Genomic DNA, 16,017 nt, shown 5'->3' on the forward strand with positions numbered 1-16,017 from the left:
GTTGCCGCCGACCCCACCCCCGCCGGCCCCGTCGGCCCGCTTCCCCGACACCCCACCGACGGACCCCACCAGGACCACGAGCACCCCTCCCCAACCGTCCCCCGGCGCAACACCCCCGCACCCCGCCACGAGCCCCGCCAGGGGCGCGGGCACCCCTCCCCAACCGTCACCCGGCGTAGCACCCCAGCACCCCGCTACGAGCCCCGTCAGGGGCGCGGGGAACGGCGCGAGCAACCCACCACAACCGTCACCCGGCGTAGCACCCCACCACCCCGCCACGAGCCCCGCCAGGGGCGCGGGGAACGGCGCGACCAGCCACAACGCACCCGCACCCGCCCACACCACAGGCACCCCCGGCGGCGCCCCCGCACACCCCGGCCCCCTCCCACCGGAGATCCCGGGCGCCCTGACCACCGAGACGACCACCCGCCTGCGCCCCGTCCCACCCGCACCACCGCGCCCGCCCGTCGCCCCGCCTCAGCGCAGACCCATCGGAGCCGTGGACCTCACCCCCGTCCCGGGCACGGCCGGCAGGCCCTTCGTGCGGTTCGCGCCCCCCGAGCACTACGACGACCGCACCACCAGGCTCCGCCCCATCGGCGCCCGGCTCGCCCCGCGCGTCGCCGCGGCCGCCGCCTGCCTGGTGCTCGGCCTCGGCCTCATCGGCGGCGCCGCCACCGGCTCCCTGCTCACCGGCGACGACGCGGACGCCGCCGTCTCCGCGCACAGCACCTACACCCGCGCGGGCGAGCTGTGGCACAGCATCCCCGTCGACCGGCTCTTCCCGCGCACCCTCAAGGGCGAGGGCGCGGGCCCCGGCGGCGCCGACCGCACCTGGACGCGGATCGCCGTGGCCCCCGACACCACCTGCGCCAAGGCCTTCGACCCGCTCCTGCACAAGGCGCTGAGCTCCGTCGGCTGTCTGCGGCTGCTGCGCGCCACGTACACGGACGCCACCCAGAGCAACGTCACCACCGTCGGCCTGCTCTTCACCAAGGCCGACCAGGAGGCGACCCAGGCGCTGCGCACCCGCTTCACCGACCAGGGCCTCGACCGGCGCGCCGACCTCATGCCCCGCCCGTACCCCGCCGAGGGCACCGCCGCCGCGGACTTCGGCGACGCCCAGCGCGCCTCCTGGACCGTCAACGTCCTGACCGACGCCCCGGTCGTGGTCTACGCGGTCTCCGGCTTCGCCGACGGCCGCACCGTCTCCGACCCGCAGCCCGCCGCCGACGCCATGAAGTCGGGCGCCACCACGGCCCCCGCCCAGGCGGGCCTGGGCAACGAGGCACAGGGCATCGCCGACCGGATAGAACGCGGACTGCGCAAGGCGGTCCAGAAGCAGTCCACGGAGCAGTCCTCATGAACCGCCGCCGCGCCCTCGCCGCCCTCACCACGGCGGCGTCCCTCGCGCTGGTCCCCGCCACCGCCGCGCACGCCGACTCGGTCCGCGCCCAGCAGTGGGGCCTCGACGCCCTGCACACCCAGGAGGTGTGGCGCACCACCAAGGGCAAGGGCGTCACCGTCGCCGTCCTGGACACCGGCGTCGACGACCAGCACCCGGACCTCAAGGGCAACATCGCCACCGGCAAGGACCTCATCGGCTTCGGCGCGCAGCGCGGCGACCGCCCCTGGGCCCGCCACGGCACCGCCATCGCCGGTGTCATCGCGGGACACGGCCACGGCAAGGACGACGGAGACGGAGTCATGGGCGTGGCCCCCGAGGCGACGATCCTCCCGGTCCGCGTGATCCTGGAGGACGGCGACCCGGACCGCGCCAAGGCCCGCGAGAGCCGGGGCGACGCGCTGGCCGACGGCATCCGCTGGGCCGCCGACCACGGCGCCGACGTCATCAACCTCTCGCTCGGCGACGACTCGTCCACCGCCCACGCGGAGGCCGGCGAGGACGACGCCATCCAGTACGCGCTGAAGAAGGGCGTCTCCGTCGTCGCCTCGGCGGGCAACGGCGGCGAGAAGGGCGACCACATCTCCTACCCGGCCGCCTACCCCGGCGTCATCACCGCCACGGCCGTCGACTCGACCGGCTCGCGCGCCTCGTTCTCCACCCGCCGCTGGTACGCCACGGTCGCCGCGCCGGGCCGCGGCATCGTCACCGCCGACCCCGACCGCAAGTACTACGCGGCCTGGGGCACCAGCGCCGCGTCGGCGTTCGTCTCCGGCGCCGTCGCGCTGATCCGCGCCGCGCACCCGGGCCTGAGCCCCGCCCAGATCAAGAAGCTCGTCGAGGACACCGCCCAGGACCCGCCCTCCGGCGGCCGCGACGACTCGCGCGGCTTCGGCATGATCGACCCGGCGGCGGCCATCACCGCGGCGAAGAAGCTGAAGCCCGAGGGACTCGAGCCGGCCGCGTACGGCGAGCAGTACTTCGGCACGGGCCCCGCCGACCCCGACGACACGGGCCAGGCCACCTGGGTCGGCCTGGTCGCGGGCGGCCTCGGCGTCGTCCTGCTGGGCGCCGCCGTCTACCTGTGGCGCAGCCACCGCCTCACGCGTCGTCGCTGAGCACCGGCACCGCGGCCTTCGCCACGGCCTCCACGAGCTCGATCCCCGCTTCCTTGGTGGCGTTCCCGGCGGAGACCACGGCGATCAGGTACCGCTTCCCGCCGACGGTCACCGCCCCGACGCTGTTGATGTCCCACAGCTCCGTGGTGCTCCGCCGCAGCCACCCGTTCTTGAGCGCGAGCCCGTCCCCGCCCGCCGCCGAGACGCCCCACCGCTGATCGGACTCGACGTTCTCCATCAGCCCCTGGACGTACGCGCGGGAAGCCGCGTCCAGCACGGCGTCGTCGGCGGTGCCGAACACCTGCTGGAGGAGCACCAGCTGATCGGCCGCCGTGGTCTGGGTCAGCCCCCACAGCGGCCCGTCGCCGCCACTGGTCCCGGTCAGCCCCAGCCGTTCGTTGGCGGCGTCGAGCCCGTCCGCCCCGCCGATCGCGTCCCACAGCGCGGTGGTCGCGGCGTTGTCGCTGTTCTGGATCATCGCGGCCGCGTAGGTCTTCTCCTGAGCGGTCAGCGACCGGCCGTCGTCCTGTGCCCGGAGCAGCAGCGCGGCCAGGACGTCGACCTTCACGATGCTCGCGGTGTCGTACGTCGCGTCGGCGTCCGTGGCGTACGCGGCACCGGTCCCCGCCGACACGTCGAGGACGGCGACGGAGAAGGACCCGTCCAGCGCGCCCACGGCCTCGGCGAGCCGGGCGTCCCGGTCCACGGTGGGCGAGGGCGACGCGGTGGGCGACGACGATGACACGGAGGAGCCCCCTTCGGCGGCGGACGTCTGCGACACCAGCGCGGTCGCGTCGTGCGCCTGCGCCTTCACGTAGACCGTAGTGGCGGCGGTGCCGCTCAGGAGCACCGCCGAGGCGACGGCCGCGTACAGCAGGGGCCTGCGGCGGGACTCGGCCGGCCGCAGGCGACGGGAACCAGAAGACATGGGGCCGATGCTCGGCGGCGGTCCTGTGGGGACCATGAGGCCGGGCCCAGGGTCCGCTGAGAACCCGGTGCCGCGTCCTCGGTAGGGTCGGTGAACGTGGCGAACAAGAACATTCCCGACCCCGGCTTCTCCGACGACGACGGCTCGGCGGACCCCCGCCTGGCCGAGGCGCTGGCCGCCTGGTCGCAGGACAGGACCGCCCACGGCCCGGTCCTGGAGGCGCTGAAGGGCGCCCGGCTCCTGGTGCCCGTCGTCGCCGTCCTCGGCGAGGTCGAGGAGGACGAGAACGGCCTGCGCCGCGAGAAGACGTCCGACATGGCGGTCCCGACCCTGAAGGCGGGCACCCGCACCGCGCTCCCCGCCTTCACCTCCACCGCGTCACTCGCCCTCTGGGACCCCGAGGCCCGCCCGGTCGCCGTCCCCCTGCACCAGGCGCTCCAGGCCGCCGCCCACGAGAAGGCCGACACCGTCGTCCTCGACCTCGCGGGCCCGGTCCCCTACGAGCTGACGGGCTCCGCGCTGTACGCGCTGGCCGAGGGCCGGACGAGCGCGGACCCGCTGGCCGACCCGGCGGTCCGGGACGCGGTGCGCGCGGCGGTCGCGGCGCAGCCCGCGGTGGCCCGCGCCCACCTGGGCCCGGGGCAGGCGGACGGCACGCTGGCCCTGGTCCTGGACGCCGACGCCGACGTACAGGGCGCGGCGCGGGCGGTGGCCGCCGCCATCGCCGCCGACGAAACACTGAGGGCCCGCCTCACGAAGGGCCTCGACCTGGCACTGCTGCCGGCCGGGGCCGCTCTCGCGGGCGAGCCCTTGTACGTACGTGACTGAGCGGATCTAGCCGTAGACGGCGCCGGTGTACTTCTCGCCGGGGCCCTGGCCGGGCTCGTCCGGCACGAGCGACGCCTCGCGGAACGCCAGCTGGAGCGACTTCAGGCCGTCGCGCAGCGGGGCCGCGTGGAAGGACGAGATCTCGGTCGCGCTGCCGTCGAGCAGCCCGGCGAGGGCGTGGATGAGCTTGCGCGCCTCGTCCAGGTCCTTGTGGGCGTCGCCCTCCTCGGTGAGGCCCAGCTTCACCGCGGCGGCGCTCATGAGGTTGACCGCCACCGTCACGATGACCTCGACGGCGGGCACCTCCGCGATGTCGCGGGTCAGCGCGTCGTAGTCGGGGGACTCGGGGGAATCAGCCGAAGGGGCTGCGGGAATGGCGTCACTCATGGGCCCCACGATAAGCCGCCGCCCACTCGGTTGGGCGCACCCCCCAAGAGCTGCTAACCTTGTGTAACGACCGGCCGGACACCTGCGTGTTCCGGCCCACAAGTGGAGGCTCCGATCTCCCACCTGGCTGCCCGTTCAGGGCGGCGGGTCACCGGTCAGACGGTCCCCATCGTTCCGTACGGACGATGGAGCCGTCCGACAGCGCGCCCCGCGGTCACACCGTGGCGGTGCTCCGGTAGTTCTTGGAGCCCCCCATGTGTACCGTCCGGGGCATTTTTTGTGCTTCGGCGCGGTTGGTACTTACGTAACAGACGTTACGCGGCGGTCCGCCAGGCCGTCGTGTGGTGCTACCGAGGAGGATCCATCAGCGCCGAGCCCCGCATCAACGACCGGATTCGCGTTCCCGAAGTGCGACTTGTCGGTCCCAGCGGCGAGCAGGTCGGGATTGTTCCGCTTGCCAAGGCCCTTGAGCTTGCTCAGGAGTACGACCTCGACCTGGTCGAGGTGGCGGCGAACGCCCGTCCGCCCGTCTGCAAGCTCATGGACTACGGGAAGTTCAAGTACGAGTCGGCCATGAAGGCCCGTGAGGCGCGCAAGAACCAGGCGCACACGGTCATCAAGGAGATGAAGCTCCGGCCGAAGATCGACCCGCACGACTATGACACCAAGAAGGGTCACGTCGTCCGGTTCCTCAAGCAGGGCGACAAGGTCAAGATCACGATCATGTTCCGTGGTCGTGAGCAGTCCCGGCCGGAGCTCGGCTACCGACTGCTCCAGCGCCTTGCGAACGACGTCGAGGACCTCGGCTTCATCGAGTCGAACCCGAAGCAGGACGGCCGGAACATGATCATGGTTCTTGGCCCGCACAAGAAGAAGACCGAGGCCATGGCCGAGGCCCGCGAGGCTCAGGCCGCGCGCAAGGCCGACGCGAAGGCCAACCCCGGCAAGTCGCAGAACGCCGCCGAGGACCAGTCTTCCGAGGAAGTCGCCGAGGCTCCGGCCGAGGCCCCTGTCGAGGCTCCGGCCGAGGCATGATCCGCCGGCACACCGCCTGTGTGCCCCGGATACCCAACCGACACAACTGACGTTCCCCCACGGCCGGTTCGCGCCCATGGCACGGACCGGCCGGGAACGCCACTGACGAGGAGAGAACGGCGCTATGCCGAAGAACAAGTCGCACAGCGGTGCCAGCAAGCGCTTCAAGGTCACCGGCTCCGGCAAGGTGCTCCGTGAGCGCGCCGGCAAGCGCCACCTGCTCGAGCACAAGTCGTCGCGCCTGACGCGTCGCCTCACCGGCAACGCCGAGATGGCCCCGGGCGACGCCAAGAAGATCAAGAAGCTTCTCGGCAAGTGATGCTCGGGTGCTCCGCACCCTGAGCATCGACTGACCGGGACCAATTCGAATTCGGGTCGGGTGACGACAACCCCGGCCCCGCTACAAGGAGTTACAAAGTGGCACGCGTCAAGCGCGCGGTAAACGCGCACAAGAAGCGTCGGGCGATCCTCGAGCAGGCCAGCGGTTACCGCGGTCAGCGTTCGCGTCTGTACCGCAAGGCCAAGGAGCAGGTCACCCACTCCCTGGTCTACAACTACAACGACCGCAAGAAGCGCAAGGGCGACTTCCGTCAGCTGTGGATCCAGCGCATCAACGCCGCTGCCCGCCAGAACGGCATGACGTACAACCGCCTCATCCAGGGTCTGAAGGCCGCCAACATCGAGGTGGACCGCAAGATCCTCGCCGAGCTGGCCGTCAACGACATCAACGCGTTCGCCGCGCTGGTCGAGGTCGCGCAGAAGGCCCTCCCGGCCGACGTCAACGCGCCGAAGGCTGCCGCCTGAGGTTCGGGTTGAGCCGTGCTTCGGACCCGCAGGCCGTTCGGCCTGCGGGTCCGATTGCGTTTGCCATCGTCTGTTGTGTGCCATGTGCGAGCCGGCTGTGGCCGGTCGCGCAGTTCCCCGCGCCCCTTCGGGGCGCTACCTCTTAGGTGAGTCTCATGGTTGCTGCCCCCGAGCTGATCTCTCCCAAGTCGTCCCGCGTCGCCGCCGCCCGGCGGCTCGGTAAGCGGAACTTCCGGGGGAAGGAGCGGCTGTTCCTCGCCGAGGGGCCGCAGGCCGTACGGGAGGCGGCCGCGCACGGCGGGCTCGTGGAGATGTTCGCGACCGTCGAGGCCGCCGAGCGCTACGCCGACATCGTGGGGGAGGCCCGGCAGGCCGGGGCCCGGGTGCACCTCGCCGACGAGAGCGTCATCGCCGACATCTCGACGACCGTGACCCCGCAGGGCCTGGTCGGGGTCTGCCGCTTCCTGGACACCCCCTTCGAGGAGATCCTCGCGGCGCGCCCCAAGCTGGTCGCCGTACTGGCCCATGTGCGCGACCCCGGGAACGCCGGGACCGTCCTGCGCTGCGCCGACGCCGCGGGCGCCGAGGCCGTGGTCCTCACCGACGCCTCCGTGGACCTCTACAACCCCAAGGCCGTACGGGCCTCCGTGGGATCGCTGTTCCACCTTCCGGTCGCCGTGGGCGTCCCCGTCGAGCAGGCCGTCGCCGGGCTCAAGGGCGCGGGCGTGCGCATCCTCGCCGCCGACGGCGCGGGCGGGGACGACCTGGACGACGAGCTCGACCGGGGCACCATGGGCACCCCGACCGCCTGGATCTTCGGCAACGAGGCGTGGGGGCTGCCCGAGGAGACCCGCGCGCTCGCCGACGCCGTCGTGCGCGTCCCCATCCACGGCAAGGCCGAGAGCCTGAACCTCGCCACGGCCGCCGCGGTGTGCCTGTACGCCTCCGCCCGTGCACAGCGTGCCTCCGGAGGGTGCCGTTCCGTCACGGTCAGCTAGTAGGGTGACCACCTCGGGCCTGTTTCTGGATGGGGACGAGAGGTGGGGTACGGGGAGATGAGCGTCGTCGGGACGAGCGGCTCACGAGGAGCGCGGGGACGGTGGGGACCGGCCGAGCCCCGAAGCGGCCGTGACGACTCCGTCGGCCTCGGCGGACTCGACGTGCACCCCGACGATCTGCCCGACGGACTCGTCGTCGCCGACGAGAGCGGCCACGTCGTCTGCTTCAACGCGGCGGCGGAGCGGATCACCGCCGTACCCCGGGAGCGGGCCATCGGCGCACCGCTGGAGCGCGCGCTGCCCCTGGAGGACCTGGAGGGCCGGCGCTGGTGGCAGCTGACCGACCCCTACGGCGGCCTCGCCACCCGGATCGGACAGCCCGAGCGCAATCTGCTGCTGCCCGGCGGCCGGGAGGTCCTGGTCACCGCCCGCTATGTGCGTGGCAGGCCCACCGGTCCGGTGCGCCGCGTCGTCATCTCGATCCGCGACACCGAGGCCCGGCGCCGCACCGAGCGCAGCCACGCCGAGCTGATCGCCACCGTCGCGCACGAACTGCGCTCGCCGCTGACCTCCGTCAAGGGGTTCACCGCCACCCTCCTGGCGAAGTGGGAGCGGTTCACCGACGAGCAGAAGCGGCTGATGCTGGAGACCGTCGACGCCGACGCGAACCGGGTGACGCGGCTGATCGCCGAACTGCTCGACATCTCCCGGATCGACTCCGGACGGCTCGAACTGCGCCGGCAGCCCGTCGACATCGCCGCCGCCGTCTCGCGGCACATCCAGGCCCATGTCGCCGCCGGTCAGGCCGCCGACCGCTTCCTGCTGCGGGTCACCCGGCCGCTGCCCGACCTGTGGGCGGATCCGGACAAGGTCGACCAGGTGCTCAGCAACCTTCTGGAAAACGCCGTGCGGCACGGCGAGGGAACCGTCACCATGGACATCGAGCCCGCGCCCGCAGGCACCTCGGTCACCGTGAGCGACGAGGGCCCCGGCATCCCGGAGGAGTCCATGAACCGCGTCTTCACCCGCTTCTGGCGGGGCAGCAAGCGCGGCGGCACCGGCCTCGGGCTGTACATCGTCAAGGGCATCGTGGAAGTCCACGGCGGGACGATCACCGTGGGGCGGGCGCCCGGCGGCGGCGCCCAGTTCCGATTTATGTTGCCCGTGGCGACGCCCGCGTATCTCACCAGCTGAGCACCGGGCCCGCCGCGGGCGCATACGCACACCTCACCCCCGTTAGACTCGTCCTTTGGCACGTTTGCGTCCCTGCCACGAGACGGCCGTCGAACGCGTCTGCGGGACCCATCAGCCATCCGATCGGAAGCACGGGAAGAGATGTCGGCACCGAACAAGTCGTACGACCCTGTCGAGGTAGAGGCACTGAAACCGGAAGAGATCGAGCGCGTCCGGGACGAGGCGCTCGCCGCCTTCGCCGCCGCGGACTCCCTCGACGCGCTTCAGGAGGCGAAGGTCGCGCACACCGGCGGCACGTCGCCGCTGTCGCTCGCGAACCGGGAGATCGGCGCGCTGCCGCCGCAGGCCAAGGCCGCGGCCGGAAAGCTCGTCGGACAGGCCCGCGCCGCCGTCGGCCGGGGCCTCGCCGCCCGCCAGGAGGAGCTGGAGGCCGAGCGCGACGCGCGCGTCCTGGTCGAGGAGGCCGTGGACGTCACGCTGCCCTACGACCGCACGCCCGCCGGCGCCCGCCACCCGCTGACGACCATGATGGAGCGGGTCGCGGACGTCTTCGTGTCCATGGGATACGAGATCGCCGAGGGCCCCGAGGTCGAGGCCGAGTGGTTCAACTTCGACGCCCTGAACTTCACGCCCGACCACCCGGCGCGGCAGATGCAGGACACCTTCTTCGTCGCCGGTCCCGAGGGCCGCGAGAAGACCGTCGGCGACGAGTCCGGCGTCGTCCTGCGCACCCACACCTCCCCGGTGCAGGCCCGCTCGCTGCTCGACCGGGAACCGCCGGTCTACGTGGTCTGCCCCGGCCGCGTCTACCGCACCGACGAGCTGGACGCCACGCACACCCCGGTCTTCCACCAGATCGAGCTGCTCGCCGTGGACGAGGGCCTGACCATGGCCGACCTCAAGGGCACCCTGGACCACATGGTCCAGGCGCTCTTCGGTGACGGCATGAAGACCCGGCTGCGCCCGAACTACTTCCCGTTCACCGAGCCGTCCGCCGAGATGGACATGGTCTGCTACGTGTGCCGCGGCGAGTCCGTCGGCAACCCGGACCGGCCCTGCCGCACCTGCGGCAGCGAGGGCTGGATCGAGCTGGGCGGCTGCGGCATGGTCAACCCGCGCGTGCTCACCGCGTGCGGCGTCGACCCCGAGAAGTACAGCGGATTCGCCTTCGGGTTCGGCATCGAGCGGATGCTGATGTTCCGCCACAACGTCGAAGACATGCGAGACATGGTCGAGGGTGACGTCCGGTTCACCCGGCCGTTCGGGATGGAGATCTGATGCGGGTCCCGCTTTCCTGGCTGCGGGAGTACGTCGATCTCCCCGCCACCGAGACCGGCCGTGACGTGCAGGCCAAGCTGGTCGGCGTCGGCCTCGAGGTCGAGACCGTCGAGCAGCTCGGCGCCGACCTCAAGGGCCCCCTCGTCGTCGGCAAGGTGCTGACCATCGAGGAGCTCGAGGGCTTCAAGAAGCCGATCCGGTTCTGCACCGTCGACGTCGGCACCGCCAACGGCACGGGCGAGCCGCAGGAGATCGTCTGCGGCGCCCGCAACTTCGCGGTCGGCGACAAGGTCGTCGTCGTCCTGCCCGGCGCCGAGCTGCCCGGCGGCTTCGCGATCGCCGCGCGCAAGACGTACGGCAAGACCTCGCACGGCATGATCTGCTCCACCGACGAGCTCGGCATGGGCGACGACGGCACGCACGGCATCATCGTGCTGCCGCCGGAGCACGAGGCCGGCACCGACGCCATCGAGCTCCTGGAGCTGGTGGACGAGGTCCTGGACATCGCCGTCACGCCCGACCGCGGCTACTGCCTGTCGCTGCGCGGCATCGCCCGCGAGGTCGCCATCGCCTACGGTCTGCCGCTGCGCGACCCGGCCCTCCTCGACGTGCCCGCGCCGAACGCGCACGGCTACCCGGTCAAGGTCGCCGACCCGATCGCCTGCGACCGCTTCACCGCGCGCACGGTCACGGGGCTGCACCCCGAGGCCCGCTCGCCGATCTGGCTCCAGCGCCGGCTGCAGAAGGCCGGCATGCGGCCGATCTCGCTCGCCGTCGACGTCACGAACTACGTGATGCTGGAGCTGGGCCAGCCCCTGCACGCGTACGACCGTTCCCTCGTCCAGGGCGCGATCGGCGTGCGCCGGGCGGAGCAGGGCGAGAAGCTCACCACCCTCGACGGCACCAAGCGCACCCTCGACGCCGAGGACCTGGTCATCACCGACGACCGCGGTCCCATCGGACTCGCCGGTGTGATGGGCGGCGCGAACACGGAGATCGCGGACCACGCCGAGGACGCCGGGACCACCGACGTCGTCATCGAGGCCGCGCACTTCGACGCGATCACGATCGCCCGCGCCGCGCGCCGCCACAAGCTGTCCTCCGAGGCCGCCAAGCGCTTCGAGCGCGGCGTCGACCCGCAGGCCACGTCGGCCGCCGCCCAGCGCGTCGTCGACCTGCTGGTGCTGCTCGGCGGCGGCACCGCCGAGGAGGGCGTCACCGAGGTCATCGCCCCGGGCGCCCCGCGCACCCTCACCATCCCGGCCGACCACCCGGACAAGGTCGCGGGCGTGGCCTACGGGCGGGAGACCGTCGTGCGCCGCCTCCAGGAGGTCGGCTGCGACGTCTACGGGCAGGACGAGCTGGTCGTCTCGGTGCCGTCCTGGCGCCCCGACCTGACCGACCCGAACGACCTGGCCGAAGAGGTCATCCGGCTGGAGGGCTACGAGAACCTGCCCTCGACCCTGCCGAAGCCCCCGGCCGGCCGGGGCCTGACCGAGCGCCAGCGGACGCACCGCCGCGTCGGCCGCGCGCTCGCCGGCGCCGGCTATGTCGAGGCCCTGAACTACCCGTTCATCGGGCAGGCCGTCCTCGACCAGCTGGGCCTGGCCGCGGACGACCCGCGCCGCACCACCGTCGAGCTGGTCAACCCGCTCTCCGACGAGGAGCCCTCGCTCCGTACGACGCTGCTGCCGGGCCTGCTCGGCGCGCTGCGCCGCAACGACGGACGCGGCAGCCACGACCTGGCGCTCTTCGAGACCGGCCTGGTCTTCCGGCCGACCGGTGACGAGCACAAGGCCGTCCGGCTGCCCGTCGACCGTCGTCCCACGGACGCGGAGATCGCCGAGCTGACCAGCGCGCTGCCGGCCCAGCCGCGCCGCGTCGCCGTCGTCCTCGCGGGCGGCCGCGAGCAGGCCGGCTGGTGGGGCAAGGGCCACCCGTCGACCTGGGCCGACGCCGTCGAGGCCGCCCGGATCGTCGCCCGGGAGGCCAACGCCGAGCTCGCGGTCGACCAGGACCAGCACGAGCCGTGGCACCCGGGCCGCTGCGCCGCGCTGTACGTGAGCATCGACGGGGAGAAGACCCTCGCCGGTCACGCCGGTGAGCTGCACCCGCGCGTCGTCAAGGCGCTCGGTCTGCCGGCCCGTACCAGCGCGATGGAGCTCGACCTGGACCTCCTGGAGCGGGCGAGCGACGGTGCCGTCGAGGCGCCGCGCATCTCCACGTTCCCGGTGGCCACCCAGGACGTCGCGCTCGTCGTCGACAAGGACGTCCCGGCCGCCGCCGTGGAGCACCACCTGCGCACCGGCGCCGGTGAACTCCTGGAGGGCATCCGCCTGTTCGACGTGTACGAGAACGCGGAGCAGCTCGGCGAGGGCAAGAAGTCCCTCGCGTACGCGCTGCGCTTCCGCGCCGGCGACCGCACCCTGACGGTCGAGGAGGCCAGCGCCGCCCGCGACGCCGCGGTCGCCCAGGCCGCCGAGAGCGCGGGCGCGGTGCTGCGCGGCGCATAGCGGCGCAGTCGGCACTCTCATGAGGGGCGCACCCGGGTCACCGGGTGGGCCCCTCACTCATTCGGGTGAGGTATCGCGATGATCCCACCCGGGTGCCACAGCGGCTCGCAACAACCAGTGCGGCCGCCGGGCCGACCGGTGTGCCCGCTGAACGGGGCCTAAGGGGCTGTCGGCATGATTCGTTCCGAGACCAGGGCGCCCACCCGAGTCTTATCCACCACCCTTCGCGGCCGGCTCGCCCGGGCCGCCCGCGTCCGCCCCCGACGGGCCCGGCGTGTCCTCATGCTGGGGCTGCCCACCGTCTGGGGCGCCTTCGCCATCTCGTACAAGTTCGCCTGTCCGCTCGCCCAGCAGACCGGTCTGGGGGCGCGGATCGTGAGCAGCGCCGTCTTCTTCGTCGTGGGCACCGGGCTGATACTCCACGCACGCCACGGCCTGCTCCGGGAACTGAGAGAGATGCGGGCGGTCGCCGGTGCCGCCCAGGCCGTGCTGCTGCGGCCGCTGCCGCCGCGGATCGACGGACTCGCGCTCGCCGCGGGCCAGCTCTCCGCGGACCGGGGGGCGAGCATCGGCGGCGACCTGTACGACGTCATGGCCACCGATCACGGCGTCCGGATCGTCATGGGGGACGTCCGCGGACACGGCCTCGCCGCGCTCGCCACCGTCGGCGCCGTCCTCGGCAGCTTCCGCGAGGCCGCCCACGACGAGACCGAACTCGCCGGTGTGCTGCGGCGGCTGGAGCGCGCGCACGCCCGGCATCTGCGCCAGCGCTCGCGCGACGAGCATCCGGCCGCCGGGGGCGCCGAGCCCGAGCACCCGCTCGCCGAGGAGTTCGTGACCGTGCTGCTCCTGGAGATCCGGCAGGACGGCGCCGTGCACGCGCTCAACTGCGGTCACCCGTGGCCGTATCTGCTGCGCCCGGGCGCGGGTCGCGGCGCCGAGCAGCTGACCGGCGGCGATCCGATGCCGCCCCTCGGGCCGTTCCCGCTGCCGCCCGAGCTGGCGCCGGTGCGGTGCGGGCGGATCCTGCCGGGGGAGGGCCTGCTGCTGCACACCGACGGCATCGAGGACGCCCGCGACGCGCGTGGCCGGTTCTTTCCGTTCCAGGACGCGCTCGCCGAGGTCCTGCGGCACCGGACCGTCGTCCCGGCCGTCGTGGTGCGCGCCGTGTACGCCCGGCTGCTGCGGCACATCGGCGGGCCGCCCGGCGACGACGCGGCGATGCTGGTGCTGCGCAACGACCGCAGGCGCGTTCCGGTCCAGCACGGGGATCCCCTGGGGCGCACCGTGCACTCGGTTCCCTGACACCACCGCCTCTCCGGGGCGCGCCGTCCGCCCGCCGTGGAGTGTCGGGCAGACGGGCGGGCGGACGGCGCGGGTGCGGGCCACCGCGCTGTACGAGGGGGAGCCGGCGGCCCGGCCGGCCTCTTGCGAGGCAGTTCAGTCAAGCGGGTGGAAACCGGCCACAACAGAGCGCTTTGGTGGCGGAGTTGGGCATTCCGATCACACCCCGTGTGAAGCGGACTCCATTACGCTGGTCGTACCGAGCCAACGGAGGGCATCCATGCAGCCCAACACCCTGCTCGACGCGATCCTCGACGAGGCCGGGGTCTCCCACGCGGGCCTCGCCGCTCATGTGAACCAGGCGGGCAGGGCCCGCGGGCTCGCCCTGAGATACGAACACACCGCCGTGGCGCGGTGGTTGAAGGGGCAGCGCCCGCGCGGCCAGGTGCCCGACCTGATCTGCGAGGTGCTGGCCGCCCGCCTCCAGCGGCACGTCACCCTCGACGACATCGGCCTCGGCATCCCCGGCGAACCGGCCGTCCCCCACAGCGGAACGCTCTCCGGGTTCGTGGAGCGGGCCACCGCGCTGTGGCGCTCGGACCAGCAGCAGCGCCGGCACATCCTGGACGCGCCCGCCGTCACCGGCACCCCGGCCGTGATGCCGGTCTGGGAGTGGGAGAACCCGCCGGAGGACACCGACGTCTCGCGCGGCGGGCGCCACCAGGTCAGCCTCGCCGATCTGGAGCTGATGCGCTCGGCCCGGACGCACTACGAGCAGATGTACCGCAAGGCGGGCGGCATCGCGACCAGGATCCGCATCGTCGGCTTCCTCAACACCGAGGCGGCGCCGCTGCTGCGCGGCAGCTACGGGGACGAGACGGGACGCGATCTGCACCGCGCCACCGGCGGTCTGGTGGCCATCGCGGGCATCTGCGCCTACGACTCGGACGCGCACGGGCTCGCCCAGCGCTACTTCCACCAGGCCCTGCGCCTGGCCAAGGCCAGCGGGGACCGCGGACTCGGTGCCTATGTCATAGCGCTGCTCGTCAATCAGTCGCTGCACATGCGCGAGTACCGGCAGGCGGTCGCCTTCGCGGAGGCCGCGCTGCGGGCGGCGGGCCGGCACATCACCCCCGCCCTGGCGTCCGATCTCTACGCGATGCAGGCCAAGGCGTACGCCCACCTCGGTGACGGCACCAGCGCCCTGGAATGCATCCGGCGTGCCGAGTCCGCCGCCGACCGGATCCGGCGCGGCCACGAACCGGACGAGACGGGCTACGTCCAGCCGGGATTCGTCAACGTCCAGGTGGCGGAAGCCCTGTTGAGCCTCGGTGACTACGCGGGCGCCAAGGAGCACGCCACCGAGGCGGTGCACACGCCCGCGCACGACCGGGGCCGCGTCCACCGGCTCGCCGTCCTCAGCCAGATCCAGCTCAGACAGGGGAACACGGAACAGGCCGTCGAGACCGCCGTTCAGATGGCCGAAGCCGCCAGGGGGATGGAGTCCCAGCGGCTGCGCGACAGACTCCGGGCGGTGCGCGAGCACCTGGTGCGCAGCGGCTGCGCCGGCACGGCGGAAGCCGCCGAACTCATCGACGGGGCGCTGCGCGTACCGCTCTGAGCCTTTTCGCGGGGCGCTCGATCACGCCACTGCTGCGATATTGCCATCAACTCGACGGAAGGTGGCAGAACCGTGCAGTGGACGAAACAGAACGAACAAACTGTGTATGAAAACCGGTGGTTCAGCGTCAATCTGGCGGACGTCGAACTCCCCGACGGCCGGCACCTCGACCACTTCCTCATCCGGCTGCGCCCGGTGGCGGTCGCGACGGTGGTCAACGACGCGGACGAGGTGCTCCTGCTGTGGAGGCACCGCTTCATCACCGACAGCTGGGGCTGGGAGCTCGCCGCGGGCGTCGTCGAGGACGGCGAGGACATCGCGTACGCGGCCGCCCGGGAACTGGAGGAGGAGACCGGCTGGCGGCCGGGACCGCTGCGGCACCTTATGAGCGTCGAACCGTGCAACGGTCTGACGGACGCCCGGCACCACATCTACTGGACCGACGAGGCAAGGTACATCGGCCACCCCCAGGACGATTTCGAGTCGGACCGCAGGGAATGGGTCCCGCTCAAACTCGTCCCCGACATGCTCGCCCGAGGTGAGGTCCCGGCCGCCAATATGGCGGCCGCCTTGTTGCTGCTCCACCAGCTCAGGCTGGGCTGAGCTCCTCCCGCCGGGGCAGGC

15 protein-coding genes are annotated in these 16,017 nt (G+C 72.6%); 13 read left to right on the forward strand and 2 right to left on the reverse strand.

Annotated elements, in window-relative coordinates; translation table 11 throughout:
* The first annotated feature begins 499 nt into the window (after positions 1 to 499).
* Both ABZ930_RS11125 and mycP read left to right on the forward strand, forming a co-directional pair.
* A complete protein-coding gene (locus ABZ930_RS11125) occupies positions 500 to 1,366 on the forward strand; it encodes a hypothetical protein (RefSeq protein ID WP_361545057.1) in 867 nt (288 codons plus the stop codon).
* Positions 1,363 to 2,523, forward strand: coding sequence for a type VII secretion-associated serine protease mycosin (gene mycP / locus ABZ930_RS11130; RefSeq protein ID WP_361545060.1), 1,161 nt, complete (start codon positions 1,363 to 1,365; stop codon positions 2,521 to 2,523). Before ABZ930_RS11125 ends, mycP begins: the two co-directional genes overlap by 4 nt.
* Here mycP and ABZ930_RS11135 read toward each other — a convergent pair.
* Positions 2,507 to 3,451: a serine hydrolase gene (locus ABZ930_RS11135; protein WP_361545063.1), complete on the reverse strand. Its 945-nt coding sequence runs from the start codon at positions 3,449 to 3,451 to the stop codon at positions 2,507 to 2,509. The two genes, mycP and ABZ930_RS11135, sit on opposite strands and share 17 nt — an antisense overlap.
* Before the next feature lie 96 nt (positions 3,452 to 3,547).
* Here ABZ930_RS11135 and ABZ930_RS11140 point away from each other — a divergent pair, with 96 nt between their 5' ends.
* Positions 3,548 to 4,279, forward strand: coding sequence for an SseB family protein (locus ABZ930_RS11140; RefSeq protein ID WP_361545066.1), 732 nt, complete (start codon positions 3,548 to 3,550; stop codon positions 4,277 to 4,279).
* Positions 4,280 to 4,285: 6 nt separating this feature from the next.
* Here ABZ930_RS11140 and ABZ930_RS11145 read toward each other — a convergent pair whose 3' ends face one another.
* A complete protein-coding gene (locus tag ABZ930_RS11145; RefSeq protein ID WP_361545069.1) occupies positions 4,286 to 4,666 on the reverse strand; it encodes a DUF1844 domain-containing protein in 381 nt (126 codons plus the stop codon).
* Positions 4,667 to 5,005: 339 nt separating this feature from the next.
* On the opposite strand from ABZ930_RS11145, the gene infC reads away from it, so the two are divergent.
* The 10 genes from infC (at position 5,006) to ABZ930_RS11195 (ending at position 15,996) form a co-directional block, all read left to right on the forward strand.
* Entirely contained in the window at positions 5,006 to 5,701 is a 696-nt protein-coding gene (infC, locus tag ABZ930_RS11150; RefSeq protein ID WP_361545352.1) for a translation initiation factor IF-3, read from the forward strand.
* Between the two features lie 124 nt (positions 5,702 to 5,825).
* Positions 5,826 to 6,020, forward strand: a complete 195-nt coding sequence (gene rpmI / locus ABZ930_RS11155; protein WP_007829094.1) for a 50S ribosomal protein L35 — start codon at positions 5,826 to 5,828, stop codon at positions 6,018 to 6,020.
* Positions 6,021 to 6,118: 98 nt separating this feature from the next.
* Positions 6,119 to 6,505: a 50S ribosomal protein L20 gene (gene rplT, locus ABZ930_RS11160; RefSeq protein WP_030493496.1), complete on the forward strand. Its 387-nt coding sequence runs from the start codon at positions 6,119 to 6,121 to the stop codon at positions 6,503 to 6,505.
* Positions 6,506 to 6,660: 155 nt separating this feature from the next.
* Complete coding sequence (locus ABZ930_RS11165; protein ID WP_361545072.1) at positions 6,661 to 7,503, forward strand: RNA methyltransferase; 843 nt, start codon at positions 6,661 to 6,663, stop codon at positions 7,501 to 7,503.
* 57 nt (positions 7,504 to 7,560) lie between these two features.
* Complete coding sequence (locus ABZ930_RS11170; RefSeq protein ID WP_361545074.1) at positions 7,561 to 8,697, forward strand: ATP-binding protein; 1,137 nt, start codon at positions 7,561 to 7,563, stop codon at positions 8,695 to 8,697.
* 141 nt (positions 8,698 to 8,838) lie between these two features.
* The gene (gene pheS / locus ABZ930_RS11175; protein WP_361545077.1) at positions 8,839 to 9,975 is read left to right on the forward strand and encodes a phenylalanine--tRNA ligase subunit alpha; all 1,137 of its coding nucleotides are present in this window, start codon (positions 8,839 to 8,841) and stop codon (positions 9,973 to 9,975) included.
* On the forward strand, positions 9,975 to 12,488 hold the full coding sequence (gene pheT, locus ABZ930_RS11180; RefSeq protein WP_361545080.1) for a phenylalanine--tRNA ligase subunit beta: 2,514 nt from the start codon (positions 9,975 to 9,977) through the stop codon (positions 12,486 to 12,488). The genes pheS and pheT overlap by 1 nt, the downstream gene beginning before the upstream one ends.
* A 282-nt stretch (positions 12,489 to 12,770) precedes the next feature.
* Positions 12,771 to 13,793 carry a PP2C family protein-serine/threonine phosphatase gene (locus ABZ930_RS11185; protein WP_361545083.1) on the forward strand — a complete coding sequence of 341 codons (1,023 nt, stop codon included), beginning with the start codon at positions 12,771 to 12,773 and terminating at the stop codon, positions 13,791 to 13,793.
* Positions 13,794 to 14,052: 259 nt separating this feature from the next.
* Entirely contained in the window at positions 14,053 to 15,393 is a 1,341-nt protein-coding gene (locus ABZ930_RS11190; protein WP_361545086.1) for a transcriptional regulator, read from the forward strand.
* 72 nt (positions 15,394 to 15,465) lie between these two features.
* Positions 15,466 to 15,996 carry an NUDIX hydrolase gene (locus ABZ930_RS11195; protein WP_361545089.1) on the forward strand — a complete coding sequence of 177 codons (531 nt, stop codon included), beginning with the start codon at positions 15,466 to 15,468 and terminating at the stop codon, positions 15,994 to 15,996.
* The last annotated feature ends 21 nt before the right edge of the window (positions 15,997 to 16,017 follow it).

The sequence above is a fragment of the Streptomyces sp. NPDC046716 genome, assembly GCF_040645755.1.
Lineage (GTDB): Bacteria > Actinomycetota > Actinomycetes > Streptomycetales > Streptomycetaceae > Streptomyces.